At 60.7% G+C, this 19,894-nt stretch carries 25 protein-coding genes; 16 read left to right on the top strand and 9 right to left on the bottom strand.

The features are described 5' to 3' along the window. The first annotated feature begins 28 nt into the window (after nucleotides 1-28). Nucleotides 29-814 (top strand): DeoR/GlpR family DNA-binding transcription regulator, encoded by a 786-nt coding sequence (locus ACVWXD_RS07770; RefSeq protein ID WP_032889432.1) that lies wholly within the window; start codon nucleotides 29-31, stop codon nucleotides 812-814. Here the strand turns inward: ACVWXD_RS07770 and ACVWXD_RS07765 are convergent. Next, nucleotides 779-1,516 (bottom strand): DUF72 domain-containing protein, encoded by a 738-nt coding sequence (locus tag ACVWXD_RS07765; protein ID WP_401383364.1) that lies wholly within the window; start codon nucleotides 1,514-1,516, stop codon nucleotides 779-781. The genes ACVWXD_RS07770 and ACVWXD_RS07765 overlap by 36 nt on opposite strands. Next, complete coding sequence (locus ACVWXD_RS07760; protein ID WP_095184510.1) at nucleotides 1,513-1,944, bottom strand: DNA methylase; 432 nt, start codon at nucleotides 1,942-1,944, stop codon at nucleotides 1,513-1,515. The genes ACVWXD_RS07765 and ACVWXD_RS07760 overlap by 4 nt, the downstream gene beginning before the upstream one ends. Nucleotides 1,945-2,284: 340 nt before the next feature. On the opposite strand from ACVWXD_RS07760, the gene ACVWXD_RS07755 reads away from it, so the two are divergent. Continuing rightward, a complete protein-coding gene (locus tag ACVWXD_RS07755) occupies nucleotides 2,285-2,845 on the top strand; it encodes a type 1 glutamine amidotransferase domain-containing protein (RefSeq protein WP_032889437.1) in 561 nt (186 codons plus the stop codon). Nucleotides 2,846-2,907: 62 nt separating this feature from the next. Here the strand turns inward: ACVWXD_RS07755 and ACVWXD_RS07750 are convergent, their stop codons facing one another. Continuing rightward, a complete protein-coding gene (locus tag ACVWXD_RS07750; RefSeq protein ID WP_095184509.1) occupies nucleotides 2,908-3,114 on the bottom strand; it encodes a PLDc N-terminal domain-containing protein in 207 nt (68 codons plus the stop codon). 324 nt (nucleotides 3,115-3,438) lie between these two features. Here ACVWXD_RS07750 and ACVWXD_RS07745 point away from each other — a divergent pair, with 324 nt between their 5' ends. Next, nucleotides 3,439-3,915, top strand: coding sequence for a hemerythrin domain-containing protein (locus tag ACVWXD_RS07745; protein WP_032889441.1), 477 nt, complete (start codon nucleotides 3,439-3,441; stop codon nucleotides 3,913-3,915). Between the two features lie 61 nt (nucleotides 3,916-3,976). Then, nucleotides 3,977-4,258: a hypothetical protein gene (locus tag ACVWXD_RS07740; RefSeq protein ID WP_122681829.1), complete on the top strand. Its 282-nt coding sequence runs from the start codon at nucleotides 3,977-3,979 to the stop codon at nucleotides 4,256-4,258. 124 nt (nucleotides 4,259-4,382) lie between these two features. On the opposite strand, the gene ACVWXD_RS07735 is transcribed toward ACVWXD_RS07740, so the two are convergent. Beyond that, nucleotides 4,383-4,928 carry a putative natural product biosynthesis protein gene (locus ACVWXD_RS07735; protein WP_457370831.1) on the bottom strand — a complete coding sequence of 182 codons (546 nt, stop codon included), beginning with the start codon at nucleotides 4,926-4,928 and terminating at the stop codon, nucleotides 4,383-4,385. A 62-nt stretch (nucleotides 4,929-4,990) separates the two neighbouring features. Further along, on the bottom strand, nucleotides 4,991-5,374 hold the full coding sequence (locus tag ACVWXD_RS07730; protein ID WP_401383373.1) for a DUF2946 domain-containing protein: 384 nt from the start codon (nucleotides 5,372-5,374) through the stop codon (nucleotides 4,991-4,993). A gap of 181 nt (nucleotides 5,375-5,555) precedes the next feature. Here ACVWXD_RS07730 and ACVWXD_RS07725 point away from each other — a divergent pair, with 181 nt between their 5' ends. Then, nucleotides 5,556-6,161: an SCO family protein gene (locus tag ACVWXD_RS07725; RefSeq protein ID WP_032889449.1), complete on the top strand. Its 606-nt coding sequence runs from the start codon at nucleotides 5,556-5,558 to the stop codon at nucleotides 6,159-6,161. Beyond that, nucleotides 6,161-6,643, top strand: a complete 483-nt coding sequence (locus ACVWXD_RS07720) for a copper chaperone PCu(A)C (RefSeq protein WP_095184506.1) — start codon at nucleotides 6,161-6,163, stop codon at nucleotides 6,641-6,643. The genes ACVWXD_RS07725 and ACVWXD_RS07720 overlap by 1 nt, the downstream gene beginning before the upstream one ends. Nucleotides 6,644-6,653: 10 nt before the next feature. On the opposite strand, the gene ACVWXD_RS07715 is transcribed toward ACVWXD_RS07720, so the two are convergent. After that, entirely contained in the window at nucleotides 6,654-6,983 is a 330-nt protein-coding gene (locus ACVWXD_RS07715) for a DHCW motif cupin fold protein (protein ID WP_032889453.1), read from the bottom strand. Nucleotides 6,984-7,123: 140 nt separating this feature from the next. Between ACVWXD_RS07715 and ACVWXD_RS07710 the strand changes: the two genes are divergently transcribed. After that, nucleotides 7,124-7,612: an HIT family protein gene (locus ACVWXD_RS07710; protein WP_457370830.1), complete on the top strand. Its 489-nt coding sequence runs from the start codon at nucleotides 7,124-7,126 to the stop codon at nucleotides 7,610-7,612. Between the two features lie 77 nt (nucleotides 7,613-7,689). Here ACVWXD_RS07710 and ACVWXD_RS07705 read toward each other — a convergent pair whose 3' ends face one another. Then, nucleotides 7,690-8,157, bottom strand: a complete 468-nt coding sequence (locus ACVWXD_RS07705) for a GNAT family N-acetyltransferase (RefSeq protein WP_099602240.1) — start codon at nucleotides 8,155-8,157, stop codon at nucleotides 7,690-7,692. Between the two features lie 206 nt (nucleotides 8,158-8,363). On the opposite strand from ACVWXD_RS07705, the gene ACVWXD_RS07700 reads away from it, so the two are divergent. From ACVWXD_RS07700 to ACVWXD_RS07690, 3 genes are all read left to right on the top strand, one after another. Further along, a complete protein-coding gene (locus ACVWXD_RS07700; RefSeq protein ID WP_401383382.1) occupies nucleotides 8,364-8,864 on the top strand; it encodes a GNAT family N-acetyltransferase in 501 nt (166 codons plus the stop codon). Between the two features lie 135 nt (nucleotides 8,865-8,999). Beyond that, nucleotides 9,000-10,100, top strand: coding sequence for a hypothetical protein (locus tag ACVWXD_RS07695; protein WP_457370829.1), 1,101 nt, complete (start codon nucleotides 9,000-9,002; stop codon nucleotides 10,098-10,100). Nucleotides 10,101-10,146: 46 nt separating this feature from the next. Beyond that, a complete protein-coding gene (locus ACVWXD_RS07690) occupies nucleotides 10,147-10,572 on the top strand; it encodes a GNAT family N-acetyltransferase (RefSeq protein ID WP_032889463.1) in 426 nt (141 codons plus the stop codon). Nucleotides 10,573-10,592: 20 nt separating this feature from the next. Here ACVWXD_RS07690 and ACVWXD_RS07685 read toward each other — a convergent pair whose 3' ends face one another. Beyond that, the gene (locus ACVWXD_RS07685) at nucleotides 10,593-11,795 is read right to left on the bottom strand and encodes a TPM domain-containing protein (protein WP_457370828.1); all 1,203 of its coding nucleotides are present in this window, start codon (nucleotides 11,793-11,795) and stop codon (nucleotides 10,593-10,595) included. A gap of 128 nt (nucleotides 11,796-11,923) precedes the next feature. Here ACVWXD_RS07685 and ACVWXD_RS07680 point away from each other — a divergent pair, with 128 nt between their 5' ends. Continuing rightward, nucleotides 11,924-12,739, top strand: a complete 816-nt coding sequence (locus tag ACVWXD_RS07680; RefSeq protein ID WP_260368067.1) for an alpha/beta fold hydrolase — start codon at nucleotides 11,924-11,926, stop codon at nucleotides 12,737-12,739. Continuing rightward, nucleotides 12,729-13,871, top strand: coding sequence for a PAS domain-containing sensor histidine kinase (locus tag ACVWXD_RS07675; protein ID WP_260368066.1), 1,143 nt, complete (start codon nucleotides 12,729-12,731; stop codon nucleotides 13,869-13,871). Before ACVWXD_RS07680 ends, ACVWXD_RS07675 begins: the two co-directional genes overlap by 11 nt. On the opposite strand, the gene dapF is transcribed toward ACVWXD_RS07675, so the two are convergent. Next, on the bottom strand, nucleotides 13,859-14,662 hold the full coding sequence (dapF, locus tag ACVWXD_RS07670; protein ID WP_339482914.1) for a diaminopimelate epimerase: 804 nt from the start codon (nucleotides 14,660-14,662) through the stop codon (nucleotides 13,859-13,861). The genes ACVWXD_RS07675 and dapF overlap by 13 nt on opposite strands. Before the next feature lie 79 nt (nucleotides 14,663-14,741). Between dapF and ACVWXD_RS07665 the strand changes: the two genes are divergently transcribed. From ACVWXD_RS07665 to ACVWXD_RS07650, 4 genes are all read left to right on the top strand, one after another. Then, the gene (locus ACVWXD_RS07665; protein ID WP_122681818.1) at nucleotides 14,742-15,233 is read left to right on the top strand and encodes an AAA family ATPase; all 492 of its coding nucleotides are present in this window, start codon (nucleotides 14,742-14,744) and stop codon (nucleotides 15,231-15,233) included. Nucleotides 15,234-15,354: 121 nt separating this feature from the next. Then, nucleotides 15,355-15,858 carry a sigma-70 family RNA polymerase sigma factor gene (locus ACVWXD_RS07660; protein ID WP_032889474.1) on the top strand — a complete coding sequence of 168 codons (504 nt, stop codon included), beginning with the start codon at nucleotides 15,355-15,357 and terminating at the stop codon, nucleotides 15,856-15,858. Between the two features lie 109 nt (nucleotides 15,859-15,967). Beyond that, a complete protein-coding gene (locus ACVWXD_RS07655) occupies nucleotides 15,968-16,927 on the top strand; it encodes a FecR family protein (RefSeq protein ID WP_457370827.1) in 960 nt (319 codons plus the stop codon). Nucleotides 16,928-17,066: 139 nt separating this feature from the next. Continuing rightward, nucleotides 17,067-19,886 carry a TonB-dependent receptor plug domain-containing protein gene (locus tag ACVWXD_RS07650; protein WP_457370826.1) on the top strand — a complete coding sequence of 940 codons (2,820 nt, stop codon included), beginning with the start codon at nucleotides 17,067-17,069 and terminating at the stop codon, nucleotides 19,884-19,886. Nucleotides 19,887-19,894: the final 8 nt, after the last annotated feature.

The following is a 19,894-nucleotide window of genomic DNA, read 5'->3' as shown; positions in this document are numbered from 1 at the left end:
GCACAAACCCGCAAAAAAGCGCAAAAACATGCACGACACTCATCAAGCCATCGACCTGCCTTCCCTCCGCAAACAGAAGATTCTGTTGCTGCTGGAGCGTGATGGCAAAGTCACCGCCTCGGAACTGGTGGAACACTTTGCGGTGTCTCAGGACACCATCCGCCGTGACCTTGGCGAACTCGCCGCCGCCGGCCTGTTGCAGCGCGTACACGGCGGCGCCCTGCCTCGGCCCAAGGACACAGGCAAAGATTTTTTCACCCGGGTCGGCGAGACCAATGACGCCAAACGCCAACTCGCGCAGTTGGCCGCACAGAGGGTGGAAGACGGCCAGATTGTGCTGTTCGATTCCGGCTCGACCACGCTGCAGATCGCCCAGTCATTGCCGCGCGCGATCCGGCTGACGGTGGTCACAACCTCACCGATGATCGCCATTGCCTTGGCCGACCATCCCAATGTGACCGTGATTCTGGCCGGCGGCCAACTCAACCCGGCCACGCTGTCCACCGGCGGCCACGAAGCCGTACGCCTGATCCAGAGCATCAAGGCCGACCTGTTGTTTACCGGCGTATGCGCATTGCATCCGCAAGTAGGCATCAGCTCGCTGCACTTTGATGAAGTCGCGGTCAAGCAAGCCTTGCTCGACAGCGCCTCCCAGGTGGTCGCGGTGACCATGGCGGACAAACTCGGCGCGGTGGAGCCGTTTGTGGTGGCGCCGTGCAGCCGGATTCACACGTTGATTACCGAGTGGCATGTGCCGAGTGTGGAGGCGTACGAGCAGCTAGGGTTGGAAGTGTTGCGGGTTGAGGTCGAGTAGGTACAGGGCATCGGCCACCGCATGGCCGCTGGCGGTGTTGTCGAAAATGCACCAGGTAGGAATGCCATCTGCAGCCGACCGGCTCAGGTGCCTTGCGAACCCGAGTACACGCTCCGGGCCATAGGCGCTGTGATAGATGCGCGGTGATCCGTGCAGGCGCCAATAGCGCACGCCTTGCCATCCCGCGCAGGTGGGCGTGGCGTCGATCACGGGTGGGTCGACTGCAACCCGTCCTATGTGCAAATCCTGCAACATCGCCTCAGCTGCCAGCCAACTGGCGTGGCGCGGCTCAAGCACCACATTGCCGGCAAAACATCGGCGAACAGCCATGAAAAAGGCGCTAGCACTGGAGGGCTCATAGCTCAATGAGGGAGGCAGTTGCACCAGCAGGCAGCCCATGTGTTCACGCAGAGGCGCGCACTGTTCGAGAAACTCATCCAGCGCAGCTTCACAACGCTGCAGGCCCAACTCGTGGGTAATACGCTTGGGCACTTTCACCGAAAAACGAAACGCAGACGGCACGGATTGGCCCCAACGTGCGTACGTTTTCGGCAGGTGTGGACGATAGAACGAGCTGTTGATCTCCACCGCGTTAAAGCGCGACGCGTAGCGCTGCAAATGCGTGCCCGCGTCGCTGAACGCCGGCCAGTGCTCACGCGGCAAGCTCCAGCCCGCACAGCCGACGTACAACAATCCCGTCAAAACAGCACCGCCGCCGCATCGCGCATGAAAATCTCGATGGTCTTGGGGCCTACGCCATCGAACTCGGCCAAGCGATTCTCAAACGCCTTGCGGTCTGCACTGGCGCGACGTACGTGAGTGATCTTTCCCCCGTAATCGGCGTTCAGCTTCGCGCTGAGGTCCAGCAGCCGCTGCGCAGTAGATTCGTCGTAGCGAACGTAATGGGCACGCCCCAGCATTGCCACCAACTCTCGCGACGTACAGTGCTGCAACTTGCGGGCAGTGTCGCGCCCCTGCTGCTCCACAATCACCCTGTATGCCTGTGCGGCAATGGGTGCCTGGATTCGCTTGCCCATCAGGAAACTGGCGATAAACCACTTGAACAAGCCGCTGTCGTCGTCAGGCTTGAGTTCGATCCCCAATTCAGCAGCGGTAATCGCGCGCGCCATGCTTATTGACCCCGCTTGCGATCAGCCGTGGCGGCTGAGTCTGCACTTTTCCGTGCCTCTTGCGAGCTCATACGGTCAGGCGTTTTAACGGCAGTTATGGGAGCGGCCACGGTATCTCTCCAAGCAATTAAGGGCGCACAAAAAATCGCGTCCTGTGTGAAGCAGAGCCCTGGGTATTTCGATAGTTCAAGGAAATTTCAGCGTAGAAATCGGCGCAAAAAAATTTAAACCTTTTGCCCACGCGCGCCCTCAACAGTCAGGTATCGGCGAAGCTGAAATGGCCAGGAAGCGACAGGCCAGACACGACCATTAACCCCCTTCACCCAGGAGACACTCGACCATGACCTCGCAACTCAACGGAAAGAAAATCCTCATCATCACCTCCAACACCGGCATCGAGCGCGACGAGTTGCTCAAGCCCCTGGAAGCGCTGCGCGGTTTTGGCGCGACGGTGACCCACGCTTCCAGCAAGGGCGGCAGCACCCAAACGTTTGTCGGTGATACCGAAAAGGACAGGACCGTGGAATCCGAGGTGCAACTGTCGGATGTGCAGAGCAGCGATTTTGATGCGCTGGTGATCCCCGGCGGTACCGTGAACGCCGACACCCTGCGCCAGGACGCAGCGGCGCTGCGCTTGATCAAGGACTTCGCCGCCGACGGCAAAACCATTGCGGCCATTTGTCATGGGCCGTGGACGCTGATCGACGCGGGCGTAATCAAAGGCAAGACGTTGACCTCCTACAAAAGCGTCCGCATCGACCTGGAAAACGCCGGCGCTGCCGGTTGGGTCGACGCCGAGGTCAAGCAATGCAACGCCAATGGCTGGACCTTGATCACCTCCCGTACACCCGACGATTTGCCGGCGTTCAATGAGGCGATTGCCAAGGCGCTGGCTGGCTGATATCCGGCACCTGAACGTAAACAGGCGCCCATAGGGCGCCTGTTTGCTAACGGCCTTAGGCGTCAGCTCTTGCGGTGTTCCGGCATCTCGCGTTTGGGCCCGAACATCGCCCACGCAATCAGGCCCAGCAACGGCACAAAGATCAGGATCACCAGCCACAGCCCCTTGGTCTCCCAGCCACCGGTACTGCGCAATACGACGTTAATTGCCCACAATTCCAAGAGCAGCAGAATTACCGCCAAACCGATCCAGACATAATTTATTTCCATGATTCACCTCCTGAGGTCTAAGGGTTAGGTCAAGCATTCCCCCCAAGGGTTCCATCGAAATTACGCCAGGGCGCTCTCGCCCAATGGTTGCGGCACATGCCGAGCCACCTCCGTCTGTCCAGTGCGCAGGTAGAAGCGGGTTTAATGCAACCTGGTTGGGGACCGACCATGCAAGCTGCACGACACAGGTTTTCTAAAATCAATCTCAACTTATTGATTCGAATGACGTTTAACCGATCATCCATGATGGTCTGACTTATGCAATTTCCTACCAGACAACGCGCGCACCTCGACGCGCCCGTACCCTGACTGTGAGGTTTCATCATGAATGCCATCGACCTGCTCAAAGCCGACCATGAACGTGTTAAAGCATTGTTGACCCAACTGAGCGAATCCACCGAACGCGGGGTTAAAAAGCGCACCGAGTTGCTGGCTAAACTCGAAATGGAAATCAGCCTGCACACCAAGCTTGAAGAAGAGATTCTGTACCCGGCGTTCCGAAAAGCCGGCGGCAAGGAGCAGGACATCATGTACCACGAAGCCAAGGAAGAGCATCGCACCGTCGACTCGCTGGTGCTGCCTGACCTGAAGCAGACGGAGCCGTCCACCACCGAGTTTTCCGGTCGGGTGAAGGTGGTCAAGGAACTGCTGGAACACCACATTGAAGAAGAGGAAACCGAGATGTTTCCTCAAGCTAAGAAACTGCTGGGCAAAGCTCTACTGGAAGAACTGGGTGAACAAATGCAAGCCATGAAGGCCGCGCATAAGAAGGCGATGGCGGACAAGCCAATGGCTGCGTGACGCACCCGTCGACCCGTGGACAAGTCCACGGGTGTGTTCGATGAATCAAGAGGATTGAATCATGACGAATAGACAAAGGATCGTGCTTGCACTCTGCCTGACGGCTCTTTCAGGCCAACCCGCCCTCGCCGCTTTCGGCGACAACCCGACACCTGCAGCCAATGCTGTTGCAGGCGACGGGGCTGCAGGCTCCGCGCTGCCACCCGGCACGTACCCGAGCAGCCCGGCCGACAGCGGCAAAAAAAGCCAGGACACCGTCAAACAGCCGGACAAAACTCCCAAGGCTGATGACCGCGATGATGAAGACAAAGACCGTCAGCCAAAACCACGCACCGGCAGCTGACAGCTCAACCGTAATCGGCAACGCAGCCTGTCAGTCAGCGCGCGCTGTTCCGGGCCACGCCACCGACGCTGCGATGTGCTGCACCATTTAGTGCCAACGCAATACGCACGCGCCTTGATACCGATCAAGGCACAGGCAACCAGTCGTTGAAGCGTCCTTGGGCATTCAACGGGCACCAGGCGAAATCCCATGGCGAGGGTGGCAAGGCTGAGGGTGCAGCGTCGGCGAACATCGCTTGCTTGCAATCGAACACCGTCATCGATTGCCAGGCCAGGACTACCCCCTGCGCGTGGCTGGTATCGGTGTTGACCCAACACGCTGCGGCGGCCGCCATGAACGCTTCGATGGGCTCATCGTCGATGTGCTGGCGATACGTCGAGCTCAGCAACCAGCGGCACACATTCAGGTGGTAGGTCCAATCCTGCGCGGGCTGGTTGCGATAGGCCCAGGTCATAAAGCTGCGGAACAGGTTCAAGCCCTCGGGCGGGTCGAGCTTTAGCAGCGCTGGGCAGATATCGAACAGGGTGTGCCAGTAGGGCAAAAGGCGTGCATCCAGGTGCACGAAGCAGCGGGAGTTACTCGGGTATTCAGCCCGCGCCGGTTCCGCGCGCAGGCGACGGGACGCCTTGCTGATCAGGCGACTGGCGCCTGCAGGCAATTGTTGGTTCATGAAATGCACTCACAGTCGTGACGATAGAACGCCTCCTGGTCACAGGAAGCCCAAGGCACACGTCAGAATGCGGGGGAAGCGCGGGGATTGGCCGAGGGCCAGGCATGGCGCGGCGGCGCCTTGTTGCGTTGTTCACGGGCCGGGCGCGGGGTTTGTCCGAGGCCCAACAGCCACGCCAGTCCAATCAGGAACACCAGGGCGACCGTCAGGGCGGCGCACACCGGGCAGGCAAAGTAGTTCGAGATGTTGCTGGAAGACGGGCTGCCCAACCCTTTGTCGGAAAGTGGCGTCTGCTTACCGTCCACCGAACAGAACGCGCCGCCGATCCCATTGAGCTCCTGGCCCATCATCTGGCCATGGCCCAAACCGCACACGAACAGGTTCATCAGTACGCAGAAGTACAGGGTCCAGACGATTGGCGAACGGTCGGGGTGGCTCGATTTCATGGCGGCGACTCTACCACCGAAGCCGCAAAGGGATGAAATACGGCGGCCCCCTGTGGCAGAACGTCGCAGATTACGTGCCATCGCCAGGGTTGGTAGACTTGGCGCCCTCCTCGTTTACTCCTTTTCAAAGCCTGATGTGTAGATCCAGAGCAATGCAGGCGTTTCACAGGATGCACAGTTGATGAGTACGTTATTCACCCGCCGCAAGGTCCTGACCGGCATGGGCCTGCTGGGTCTGGGCCTGCTGACCGGTTGTGACAACAGCCCCAGGTTGAACTTCAAGTACGGCAAGGACTTGAGCGACAAGATCATGGGCCGCACCTTCAAGCTCAAGAACACCGAGGGCGACACCGTCACCCTCAGCTCCTACCGTGGCCTGATGCCGGTGGTGTTCTTCGGCTTCACCCAGTGCCCGGCCGTGTGCCCGACCACCCTCGCCCGCGCCGCCCAAGCCAAGAAGCTGATGGGCCGCGACGGCGAGATCATGCAGGTGATCTTTATCACCCTCGACCCGGAACGCGACACACCGGAGATTCTCGACAAGTACGTCAAGGCCTTCGATCCGAGCTTCGAAGCGCTGTACGGCACCCCCGAAGAAATCGCCGTGGCCGCCAAGGAGTTCGGGATCTTTTATGAAAAGATCCCCGCCGGCGACACCTACACGCTGTCCCACACGGCCACCAGTTTCGTCTTCGACACGCGCGGCAACCTGCGCCTGGGCCTGCAAGCATCCCTTACCGCAAAAGAGTGCGCAGAAGACCTGCTCACCGTCATGGAGGTCTGCTAATGACTGCCGTTCAACACCTCAAGCGCTTCACCTTCGGCCTCGCCCTCTTGGGTTTCGCCGCCCACGCCAGCGCCCAGGTGCAAGTGACCGACGCCTGGGTGCGCGCCACGGTGCAGGGCCAGCCGTCCAGCGGCGCGTTCATGACCGTCACGGCCGACAGCGACAGCAAGTTACTGCGTGTGGCATCGCCGGTGGCAAAGGACGTGCAGATCCATGAAATGAGCATGAAAGACGACGTCATGCGCATGGGCCCGGTAGACGCAGTGGCCTTGCCCGCAGGCAAGGCCGTCACACTCGACCCGAATGGCTACCACGTGATGCTGATGGGCCTGACCGGGCAGATCAAGGAAGGCGACCAAGTACCGCTGACCCTGACGGTGGAAAACGCCAAGGGTGAACAGCAGACCGTCGAAGTGACCGCGCCAGCACGTGGTTTGGATGGTGTGGACCATAGCCATATGGACCACAGCAAGATGCACTGACCGTGCTGCATCAATCCACGATAAACAGCTTCGCCCCAACGCTCGTCGATGAGCGATGCGCTTCCATGTCATTACCTACCTGGTAACTCATCCCGGCCGTCAGCGTGAACTGACGGCCGTCTTCCAACTCCGTGTCCAACTCGCCTTCCAGGCACAACAACACATGCCCGCGTTTGCACCAGTGATCGGCCAGGTAGCCGGGGGTGTACTCCACCATGCGTACACGAGTGTTTCCGAAATGGCAGGTGCGCCACAGCGCATGGCCGGTAACGCCGGGGTAAACGACGGGGTCGATGGCGGACCAGTCGGTGGTGCCAAAGGGGACAGCGGTGAGGTTCATGGGGGGCTCAGTCGTGAGTTGTGGTGGAGGAAGGCTATCGGCCTGCAACGGTAGGCGACAGACACAGATCCCATGCTTTTGTGGGATACAGGTGGCGACGCTTGTTATCCTGCCGGTCTTGTTCCCGTGGATGCGCGCTGATGCAGATCGACCCTGCTTACATCCTGCTTGAGACCGAGCACTGGCAGCTCAACCATCACCTGGCGTCAAAACTGCCGGGCTACCTGATGCTGGGTGCCAAGGCGCGTATTCATTCCCTGGCCGACATGCCGGAAGCCGCACTGGCCGAACTGGGTGGGTTACTGGCCAGGACCCAGCGGGTCATGGAGGCCCAACTCGAACCCAAGTGGCTGTACATCAGCCGCTACGGGCATATGCCTGGGTTCCCGCTGCATTTTCATTTCATCCCGGTGTATGACTGGGTGGAAGATGCGTTCTGGCGGGATGAGCGTTATCGATTGCTGCATAGCTTTGCCGCGCCCGGCCATGCGCAGGCGCAGACCGACGGCGCCGAGTTGACGCTGTTTGTGTGGCGCGAATTTGGGGAAAGTCGGGTGCCGCCGCAGGTTCATGGGGACTCGGTTGACGCGGTTATAGAGGGGCTGCGCGCGGCCTTCCGTACCTGTTGAGGGGCAAGGACAGTGTCGAGAGCTTTGTTGCCTGAACCACCGCTATCGCCAGTAAGCCCCTCATTGGGTAGCGCTGCTCATTCAATCCGCTTAGTCATCGGTATACACGCCAACTCCAGCCCCGACGGCGAGTGGTAGATCGCCGGCTGCTCCCCCACGTAGCCGCATGCCCGATAGAAACTCGCCGCATTCAATGTCGCATCCAGCACCACCTCTGCTAACTCCAGTTCCCGCGCAAGCGCCTCAAGATGATCCAGCATCGCCTTGCCGTACCCACGCCCGGTGAACTGCGGCAGTACAAACAACGCGCCCACTTCATTGTTGTCGAGGTCGAGCATGCCGGTGGCGACCGGTTCATCGTTTACCCAGCCGAGGTAAAACGGTTTTTCCATCAACGTGCTGTAACCATCGTCGGCACTGCCGCGAGTCCAGAGCGCCATTTGCTCAGCGGTGTAGGCACCGATGCATTGGCTGCGGATGGCTTCGCGGCGGATGTCAAAAGCGGCGTTGGCGTCTTCGGGGGTGGCGCGTTTTATTTCCAGCACAGGGTCCTTCCTTTATGCGTGTTGGTGACTTCAAGGCTTGATCGATACCTTGGAGCCAGACGTGGTTTTTTATATTAGCGCGATCGAGTGGCGCGATGCTGGGGGCAGTGCAACAGTCAGGATGTCGCGACATACACCGTAGACTGTGCCACGTGGCGGGTTTGTATCTATCATGTGCCCTTTCAATCAATGCCCCAGGAACCTGCATGCCCGCCCTCACCCTGCGCAACGCCCTCCCCGCCGACGCTGCCCGTTGCTTTGAGATAGAAATCACTGCCTACGAAGGCGACGAAGCCGCGACCCTGGAGAAGATCGCCACGCGCATTGCGTTGTACCCGCAAGGCTTCCTGATTCTTGAAGCCGATAGCGAGGTGGTGGGATTTATCAACAGTGGCTGCGCCCATGAAGTGGTGATGTCGGACGAGGCATTCAAGGAGTTGGTGGGGCATGCACCCGAGGCGCCGAATGTGGTGATCATGTCGGTGGTGGTCGACCCAGCGCATCAGGGCAACGGCTATTCCACGGTGTTGATGAGCGAGTTTGTGCAGCGCATGGAGACGCTAGGCAAACGAACCATTCACCTGATGTGCAAGGAGCGGCATGTGCCGTTGTACGCGCGGCTGGGTTACACCTATGTTCGGCCTTCGCCTTCGGATCACGGCGGGATGGCGTGGCATGAGATGGTGATGCGCCTCAGCCATCCTTGAATCCTGCTCATCGACCACCCGTGAAGGAACCACGACGTGATTCACGCAAGACCGCTGACCTTTCAACAAGCCCTGAAAAAAAACCTCAAACGGGTCCTGACCTACTGGGCGCCCCTTAGCGTTATTTTCGCCGGGATGGGCACCTTGCTGGGGTTTTATACGCTGTCGACCTATGCCACTGCGATTGGCCGGCCGGATGTGATGGCTGCCGCGATTGAGGCAAAGTCCGCGCTGATCCCCTGGTTGGCAACAGTGATCGGCATGCTTGGCGTATATCTGCTGATTCTGCTCTCAACCACAGTACTGTTCGGGCTCACGGTGTCCTTGTTCAATGACATCACCTCTCTGCAGAACCGGTTGGTGGGTCTGCTTCTGCTGCCTGTGCTGACAGGCATCCTGCTATTGCTGTGGCAGATCTTTGAAGGACCTGCATTGAGTGACGGGGAAAAACTCGGCTGGACACTGCTCTGGCTCGTTGTGTCACTAGGCACCCTGCTGGCAACCAAGACATTCAGGGTCGCGGTCGACACATGCGCAACCATGGCGAGCCCCAGCAATGCCAATAGCTGGTCCCTACGCTGCTGGTTCATGTTGATGGTGGCATTGTTGCTGGTCAGTACAGTGATTTCCGCGGTGTTTCCTGCCAGCCTTGTACTGAAAGCCTATACGGGCGAGGACACGCCTGAAGCCGTCAGGCAGTTGATGTTCATCTCGATGTTCGCCGCCAGCGTCACGCTAACGCCCGTGGTGGTGTTCTATGTCAGCAAGGCTGACCTGTTCAAGCGCCTGGGCCTGTGCCTGCTGGCAGTGCTCATTACCGGGAGCATGGTGATTGGTATTTCGCCGGGGAGCCCTGCGACAATCGTTTACGCGGCAGCACGTGTCATGGACGCGCACACCGTGGTCGAGGCCAGGTTCCTGCTGACGAAAACCTACGCCAAGGAAGACTTCGAAAGCGCAGTGTGGGGCAATGTCGAGACCTTGCGTGGACAACCGGTGGTATCGGCATTCCCACTGTTTTCCTTCGGCGATGTGCTGCTTTTGTGCCCAACCCGCCTGATCAACAAAACGCTCAAGGAGTGGCCGGAACATTCCGACTACTGTGTGCTCACTCAAAGCAGCAACGCGATTCGCACACCCAGGAAGTCGGCGCCGGCAACAGACGCTGCAACGCCCTCTGGAAACAAAACAGGACAAGCATCACCCGAACACTCATCAGACGCCTCGCCCCACTGAACCACGGGCCAGCGCCAAGGTTAGGCACAACACGGACGCCATCGCGATGCAGCATGCTCAGATTGAAATCAGCGACCAACCCAACCCCGACGCCGAGCGTATCCTGAGTAGCGGCCTGGCCGCCTTCAACGAACAGGCCGCCGGTTACCATGACCGGCGCCCTTTGACGGTGTTGATCAGAGACCCGCACACCCAGGAAGTCTTGGGAGGCATTACGGGTAGAACAGCGTTCGGCATGGCCTTCCTTGACCTGTTTCACCTGCCCGACTCCCTGCGTGGCACGGGCCTCGGCAGCCAGTTGCTGAAAGCTTTTGAAGACGAAGCTCGGCGTCGGGGCTGCCTGAATGCGGTGCTGTACACCATTAGCTTTCAGGCGCCGGGGTTTTACGAGAAAAATGGATGGGTGCGGTTTGGAGAAATACCCTGCGCGCCCCAAGGCAGCAGCCGCGTTTTTCTCTCTAAACAGCTGTAACGGTCAGGGCCTCGTCAGGCTTACCAACTCCCCGAAGCCCCGCCGCCGCCACTGGAACCGCCGCCCCCCGAGGAATTGCTGGAGCTGGAGCCACTAGAGCTGGAGCTTGAACCGGAACTCCGACTCGAACCCGACCCGGAACTGGCAATGCTCTGCACAAACACAATAAACGCCACGAAGGAGGCCACGGGGATCGCCACGATCCAGCCCTGGTAACCGTGCCCCAGCAGCATCCCTGCGGCAACGTAGACAGCCGTGACCGCCAACGCACGCAGGAGGAAAAAGCGCGGGCTCTTTTTCCAGGATGCTTTGATGACGAAGTACAACCCAAGGTATAAGCCCAGCACTAACGCCCCGCCAAACGGCCAGACCAGCCAATGGACATAACTGACCTCTACAAACCGGTTGGCTATCACCACACCGACGACATAGGCCAGCACCCCCATCACGCAGTAGAACGCCGTGCGCGCCAGCCACAATGCGCCGAAGGTGGCGCCGCCAATCAGGATGCTCAGCGGCAATACCAGCAGATACACCGGCCATTCCCGGCCACCGGCGAACACCGCCAGCAACACAGTGACGGCGGCCGTGGCGATTAACGCCCCGCGCCAACCCAGCTTTCGCGCGGCCATCAGCACGCCGCCAATCGCACCAACGATAAACGCGAGCAACACCGCGATGGCCTCGGGCGCAACGCCGGGGCCTGTCACCTGAGGCAACTCTCCGCCGTCCACCAGCACGACCAGATCATCCACGCCTTGGCTGATGCCGCCCGCGTAGTCGCCCCGACGAAACGCCGGCGTAATGTGCTCCTCAATGATGCGGTGGGCCAACAGGTCGGTGACGGTGCCTTCCAGGCCGTAGCCCACTTCGATACGCACCTTGCGATCAGCCTTGGCCACCACCAGCAGGATGCCGTCGTTGACGTCCTTGCGCCCCAGTTTCCAGGCGCGGAACAATTGGTTGGCGTAATCCTCGATGCTCGCCTCGCCAGTGGAGGGCACCAGCAACACGGCCACCTGGGCGCCTTTGCGTTGTTCGAGGGCGGCGAGCTGCTCTTTCAGACGAGTGGTGGTGCTGGTGTCGAGGGTGTTGGTGAGGTCTATCACCCGCTGGTCAAGGGCGATGCCAATCGGCGAGGTGTCAGCCTGGGCGCTGATTAACGGGCTGGTGAACACCACTACCAGCAGAATCGAGAGAGATTGCCGTAACCACCGCATCATGTTTGTTACCTGAAGTTTCTTCCTGAAGGCGCCGACTTTACCTTATCAGCGCTATAACGCGTGACCCCACGCCGATGACTATCTAAACTGCCGCGTATATAGCAATACGCCATAATTTCGGGACCCACATGGACCTACGCCACCGCAACAACGTTACTGTGATGGGCCGTGGGGCTTCGACCCTGGTGTTTTCCCATGGATTCGGCTGCAACCAGGCCATGTGGAAATACTTGGCACCGCAGTTTGAAGACCGCTTTCGCGTGGTGATGTATGACTTGGTGGGCGCCGGTCTGTCTGACCTGAGCGCCTTCGACAAGACCAAATACAACGTGCTGGAAGGCTACGCCCGCGACCTCAACGAAATCATCGACGCCTATGCCGAAGGCCCGGTGATTCTGGTGGGGCACTCGGTCAGCGCGATGATCGGCACCCTCGCCGATCGCCTGAGCCCCGGCCGTGTCGCTGCCCATGTGATGATCGGTCCCTCACCGCGCTATATCGATATCGATGACTACGTAGGCGGCTTCAAGCGCAGCGATATCGACGACCTGCTCGACACCCTCGACAGCAACTACCTCGGTTGGTCCAGCGCCATGGCCCCGGTGATCATGGGCGCGCCTGGGCAGCCAGCGCTGAGTGACGAACTGACCGACAGTTTCTGCCGCACCGAACCGGACATCGCCAAGCAATTCGCGCGCGTCACCTTCATGTCCGACAACCGCCAGGACGTGATCGGCCTGACCACCCCGGTGTTGATCCTGCAATCGAGCGACGACCTGATTGCCCCCGTGGCCGTGGGCGAATACCTGCACCGCGTGTTGCCCAACAGCACCTATTGCCTGGTGGCTAACGTCGGCCACTGCCCGCACATGAGCGCGCCGCAAGCCTGCGCGGCGGCCATGGACGCATTCCTCGCGCCTTGGGCGGTTTCCCGTGCCCACTGAGCTGTTCGACAGCGCCGCCTGCGCCCTGGCCGTCACCTCGGAAGACGGCACGATCCTGCAAGCCAACGCGCGCTTCAGTGATTGGTTGGGGTTCAGCAATGCCGAGTTGTGCGGCCATCGCTTCCAGGACCTGCTGACCATAGGCGGGCGGATCTTCCACCAGACCCACCTGGCGCCGATGCTACGCATGCACGGCAGCGTCACCGAAGTGAAGTTGGACATGCTGCACCACGACGGGCACAAGGTGACCGTGCTGCTCAACGGCAACAAACGCGAACAGGCCGGCGCTGTAGTGCACGACCTGGCGTTGTTCGGCACCACCGACCGGGACAAGTACGAGCGCGAGCTGCTCAACGCACGCAACCTGGCCGAAGCGCTGCTGCAGGAAAAGACCGCTACCGAACTGGCGCTGCACCAGGCACAGGCCGAACTGAGCGAGGCCTACGCCATTGCCCAGCGCCGCGCACTGTTTGCCGAGCAGATGGTTGCGATTGTCAGCCATGACCTGAAAAACCCCCTTACGGCGATCCGCATGGCGTCGGACTTTCTCAACCGTGGCGAGCGCACCGCCAAAGAACGCCAGCTACTTGGGCATATCGGCCAATCATCCGAACGCGCCCAACGCATGATTGCCGACCTGTTGGACTTCACCCAGGCCCGGGTCGGCCAGGGCATCAGCATCAAGGCGGCGCCGCTGGACCTGCATGACGTGATTCATCGCACGGTGGATGAGCTGCGTGTGGCATTCCCCAAAGCGACGTTGGAGCATCAGGCCAAAGGCAGTGGCGGCGCGTGTCTGGACGCAGACCGTGTGCAGCAGATCATCGGCAACCTGGTGGCCAACAGCGTGGCTTATGGCGACCCGCTGCAACCCATCACCATCACCTCGAACCTGGGTGATGGCGCGTGTGAAGTCGCTGTGCACAACCACGGCCCGGCAATTCCCGAAGCCTTGCTGACCGGGCTGTTCGAGCCCATGACCCGCGGCACCGACCAGGGCAGTGACGTACGCAGTGTGGGCCTGGGGCTGTATATCGTGCGCGAGCTGGCCAAAGTGCATGGCGGCGATGTGGCGGTGAGTTCCTGCGCCAACACCGGCACCACGTTTACGGTGAAGTTTCAGGACAGATAGACACTGCCCTGCATGATCGGCTCGACACTGCCGGTCAACACCACGCCGCCCTCGCCCGCCCAGTGCACGGTGACCGTGCCGCCATCGCACTGCACCTGCACCGTGGCATCCAGCAAGCCGCGCCGGATGCCATTGACCACCGCCCCGCAACAGCACGAACCGGAACCCAACGGCACGCCACCGCCACGCTCCCAGATGCGCAGGCGGATATGCCCACGGTCCAGCACCTGCACAAAATGCACATTGGTCCTGGCCGGGAACAACGGATGAAGTTCCAACGCCGGGCCTATTGCCGCCACATCGATGGCGTTGATGTCGTCGACAAAAAACGTGCAATGGGGATTGCCCATGCTGCACGCCGCCGGGCTGCCGTCGATCGGCAAGGTGCCCGTGTCCATGGCCTCGGCCAGCGGCACTGATGCCCAGTCCAACGACGGCTCGCCCATGTTCACCGACACCCGCCGCCCCGACTCGCGCACGCAGGTCAGCAGGCCACGGTCAGTGCGCAGCACAACCGAATCGCCGCCGATTTCATGCATCAAACGGTCGGCCACGCCTCGGGTGGCGCTCCCGCAGGTTTGCAGCGCTGTGCCGTTGGGGTTCCAGAACTTGATACGTGCGACGGCATCTTCGCAATCAAGCACCACGGCCAGTTGATTGAAGCCGATGCCAGTGTGGCGATTGCCCAGGCGGCGGGCGATCTGTGGGGTGATCGGGTCGTCCAGGCCACGGCGGTCGACGATGATGAAGTCATCGCCATGGGCGTGCATTTTTACGAACTGCAAGGGCATGGAGTGTCCTGGGGTCGACCTGTGGAGGAAGTGGAGGATACCCTGAACGCGCCCCTGTGAACTATCGAAGGACCGAACCATGCTTATCGTCTTCAGCGGCTTGCCCGGCACCGGCAAGACCACGATTGCCCGCGAACTGGCACGCCGGTTCAATGCGGTTTACCTGCGCATCGATGTCATCGAGCAAGCGCTTCGCGATGCAGCTGTGGTGCCGGGCGCCAGCGGCTATGGCGTGGCGAACGCTCTGGGCTTGAGCAACTTGCAGTTGGGGCATACGGTGGTCGCCGACTGCGTGAACCCGGTGCAGGAAAGCCGCGCGGCGTGGCGAGCAACTGCCGCAACGGCGGGGGTGGCGTTGGTCGATATCCAAATCGTTTGCTCTGATACGCGTGAGCACCAACGCCGCGTCGAAAGCCGTGAGAGCGATATTCCAGGGCTAATTGCGCCGAGCTGGCAGTCGGTATTGGTTCATGAATACGAACCTTGGGATGACGCGCCATTGACGGTCGACACCGCCCAGATCGATGCGGCGCAGGCTGTTGAAAAGCTCCTCAAGCACTTGCGCCGTTGATTGCCGCGCAACAAAAGCGATCAAGTTGTTGATAACCATTATCAACCACCGCTAAACTCCGCGCCCTCTCACTTCCCAGTCTGTGCCACGCGGCACAGTCGCGCGCAGGCAGCTGACTCTCTTGGCGGATGAAAAACTCCAGCTTTACCTGACCCACCGGGCCGCGCTGCTGGACTATGCCACGCCCATCGTGGGCTGCCGCGCGCGCGCCGAGGACGTGGTGCAGGAAGCCTGGTTGCGTTTCAGCGGCCAGGATGAGCAGGCCGATATCCGCCACCCGGCCAGCTATCTGTACCGCATCGTACGCAACCTTGCCCTGGACCTGACGCGCCGCACCGCCACCGAGCGGGTGCAGCCCGGTGGCGACGAATTGCTCAACGACTTGCCCTCCAGCAGCGCCTCCCCTGAGCGTGAAGTGAGCAGCCAGAATGAACTGGAAGCCATCTCCCGCGCCTTGGCCCAATTGCCCGAGCGCACCCGCCGCGCTTTTGAAATGCATCGGCTGGGCGGGTTCACGTTGCAACAGGTAGCCGCCGCTTTGGGGGTGTCGACTGCATTGGTGCATCAACTGGTTCACGACGCGCTGCGCCACTGCATGGACTGCCTGGAGGTGGACGATGACTGAGCGCACCGACACTTTTCTGAAAAAAAACTCTGCTGATGCGTCTTTTGCGGTGAAGGGCGAATCCATGGGATCCTGCCCGCCGTTTTTTGCCTGCGGAGATACGCCATTCATGCCCACCGAGGATAGCGCCAACACCCGCCGCGACCAGGCCCTGGACTGGCTGATGCGCGTGCAACAGGCCCCGCTGGATGCGGGCCTGCGTGGGCAAGTGGCCGATTGGTGCGCAGCCAGCGAGGCCAATGCCAAGGCCTATCGCAAGGCTGAACGCGTATGGCAGTTGACTGGGCATGTAGCGCCGGTCAGCGCAGAACATTGGCCACAGCCCGCAGCGCCACTGCAGCGTTACACCGCCCGCCCGCGCCGGGTTCGACGCTGGGTCGCCGCTGCCATCGCGGCGTGTCTGGTGGTGGCGTTGGCGCCGAGCCTGCTGCTGCGCTGGCAAGCCGATTACCGCACCGGCGCTGGGGAAACCCGCGACATCACCCTCAGTGACGGCAGCGTGGTGCAACTCGACAGCCATTCGGCGATTGCCGTCGACATCGCCGACAATCACCGCGATGTGCGATTGCTGACCGGCCAGGCGTTTTTCAAGGTGACGCCGGACAAGAGCAAACCCTTTCATGTATTGACCACGACATTGCGCGTGACCGTGACCGGCACCGCGTTCAACGTCAATGCCACGCCGGATGATCCGAGCGTCGCCGTGCAACAAGGCTCGGTCAATGTCACCGATGCGCAAGCCCGCCGCACCCTCGCCAGCCTCGTGCCGGGGCAACGCCTCACCTTGCGCGCCGGGCGCGCCGAACTCGGCAGTTTTTCCCCCAGCCAGGCTGCTTCCTGGCGTCAGGGCCAGTTGATTGCCGATGACCTGCCGATCAACGAGGTACTGGAACAACTGCGCCGCTATACACCCGCCATCATTGTGCTGCGCGATAAGCAACTGGGTGCGCAGCGGGTCACGGGGGTTTACGACCTGCGCAAACCCAAGGCGGCGCTGCAGGCCGTGCTGCAACCCTACGGCGCAAAAGTCAGCGCCTACAGCCCGTGGCTGCTGGTGTTGAGCAAGTAATTTCCCGGCATTTAAAAATAATTCAGCTTTTTTCTGAAAATCCCCCGCGCTGTCCCGTCTTCTGTCCCGCGCGCAGCAATTGAGATTTATTCGTATTCATTGACTGGCCGGTTTTTTGTGCCGGCGCGGGGATCTTTGCATGACACACACCCTTCACCCGTTCGGTACGCCGGGCACGTGGCCGCTGCGCCTGAAAAAAGGTGCTGCCGCCAGCGTGCTCGGGCTTTGCTGCGCATTTGGCCCGCTGCCGCTGGCCCTGGCGCAACCCGATGCGCCCGCCTCGGGCCACGTGTTCAACATCCCGCCGCAGCCGCTGGCCGGCGCCTTGATCGCCTTCGGCCTACAGAGCGGCAAGCAAGTGAGCGTTGACCCGCAGCTGCTCAAGGGCGTGAGTTCCCCCGGTGTGAATGGCGACATGAGCAACGACGCTGCCCTCGCTTACCTGTTGCAAGGGACCGGCATCGGCTGGGGCTATCAGGATGGCGCGCTGGTATTCCATCGCCTGCCCAATGCCGCTGCCGGTGAACCCTTAATGCTGGACAGCACGGTGGTGCTGGGTTTCACCCAGGAAAACTCGTTCCAGGGCGCCACCGTTATTGATCAAAAGGCGATCCAGGCCTTCCCCGGCGCCAATGGCGACATCACCACGCTGCTGCAAATGCACCCCAGCGTGCAGTTCAGCGGTGCGCAGCAGAGTTCCAAGACCCCCGGAGAAATCGACCCGGCGGACATCAGCATCAACGGTGCCAAGTTCTACCAGAACAACTTCATGATCGACGGTATCTCGATCAACAACGACCTCGACCCCGGCGCCCACGGCTACGGCGAAACCCGTCAGTTCGATGCAGCACCGAGTCGCTCCCACGGCATCGCCCTGGACGCCGACCTGCTGCAGGAAGTGACGGTCTACGACAGCAACGTGCCCGCCGAATATGGGGGATTCAACGGTGGTGTAGTCGACGCTATCACCCGTCGGCCCACGCAGGCGCTGCACGGTAAACTCTCCTATTCCATGAGCCGGTCGGCGTGGACGAGTTACCACATCACCGAGAAAGACCAAGCTAACTTCGACAACGCATCCAACGAGCAATACCAGCCCGAGTTCGAGAAGACGACGCTGCGCGGCAGACTCGAAGGCCACCTGACCGAAGACTTCGGCGGCATCCTGAGCTTCTCGCAAAAGCGCTCGGTCATTCCGTTGAACACCTACACCGGGGGCTACAACAGCCCCACCGGCGAGAACACTCGGGACCAGACGCGTCAACTCGACAACTACATGGTCAAGTCCTACTGGAACGTCAACGACAGGCTCAGCCTCGACGGTTCATTTATCCAGGCGCCCCAGGAAAACACCTATTTCCGCGAAAACTACCGCAACGCTGATTTCACCAACATCAACGGCGGCTGGCAGGGCTCGGTCAAAGCCGTATGGGAAGGCGACACGGCGCGCTGGTCGCACACGCTGGCGGTCAGCGACCTCAACAGCTCGCGCCGCTCCGAATCCAATGACGCGATCGCCTGGTTCTACTCCACGACCAAAGACTGGGGTCGCCCGGAAACTACCAACTCCCGTAGTGGCGAGGGTGCCTATGGCAACCTGGACCAGACCCAGAGCAGCATCGACTACAAACTCAAGGCTGACTGGCAGGCCTTCAACTGGGCGGGCACCGAACACAAAGTGGTCACCGGTCTGCAACTGACCCGCACCCAAGCGACCTGGGAGCGGGAAAAAATGGCCACCTCCGCCACCATCAACAAGCGCGACAGCATTGCCACCTGCGCCAACAACGACAACCTGTGTTCCATCGGTACGCTGCTCAACGGGTCCACCCGCCAGTGGGCCGGTACGCGCCTGGAGTACGGCGCCGGCAAGATCGACCTGACGGAAAACAAATACGCAGTGTTCGTCGAAGACGCGATGCAGATCGGCAAGCTCGGCCTGCGTCCGGGGTTACGCCTGGAAGGCGACGACTACATGCAACAACAGAACCTGGCCCCACGTTTTGCCGGTGACTACGACTTCTTCGGTGACCGCAGTACCGTGCTGGTATTCGGCGTCAACCGCTACTACGGCCGCAACCTGTTCAAATACCGCCTGGCCGACGGTCGCCAGGGTTTTAACACGCTCTACACCCGCACCACCCAAGACGGCGCGTGGCGTTCCACTCAAGTGGAAAACCTGAACAAGCTGACCGACCTCAAGGTGCCCTACGATGACGAATGGACCCTGGGGCTTGATCAGGTTTGGCTCGACACCGACTTTCGCCTCAAGTACGTGCACCGCGAAGGCAAGGACAAAATCGTCAAGGCCTCCTCTCGCGTGCTGGGCCTTGGAGCACAAGCCGGCTATGACAGCATCTACTACACCTACACCAACCAAGCTTCCAGCGAGAGCGATAACATCAGCCTGACCATCACCCCCAAAGGGGAATTCAATTGGCAAGGCACCCGCACCAGCGTGCAAGCAGCCTTTGACTGGTCACGCACCAAAGACGCCTACGGCACTTACGAGTCAGGTATCGACGCCGATGAATTCGCCGATGCTGACGTGATCTACGACGGCAAGCGCATGGCCTATAGCGACCTGCCTGCCAGCGACTTCAATCGCCCCTGGACAGCCCGCCTGACCACCATCACCGAGATCCCGCAGTGGAACCTCACCATCAGTAACTTCCTGCGCTATCGCGGTCCCTACGAACAGATCGTCAGTACCAGCAAAACCGTGACCGTCGACGGCGATGACCTGGCGGTGTACGACGCCGCGACTGTCAAGGCCGCCCCCACGTGGGACATGCGCATCAGTTGGGAAATCCCCACAGGCAAGGAGCAGGCGCTGTTCGCCGCGGTGGACATCACCAACGTCACCGACCACGTCAACGAGATCGTCGGCAGTGGCAGCTCGACCGTCACCTATGAAGTCGGCCGCCAATATTGGCTCGAAGTCGGCTACCGCTTCTAACCAGCCAC

It is taken from the genome of Pseudomonas sp. TE3911, assembly GCF_054062775.1.
This window is presented reverse-complemented; position numbering and strand designations above follow the sequence as displayed.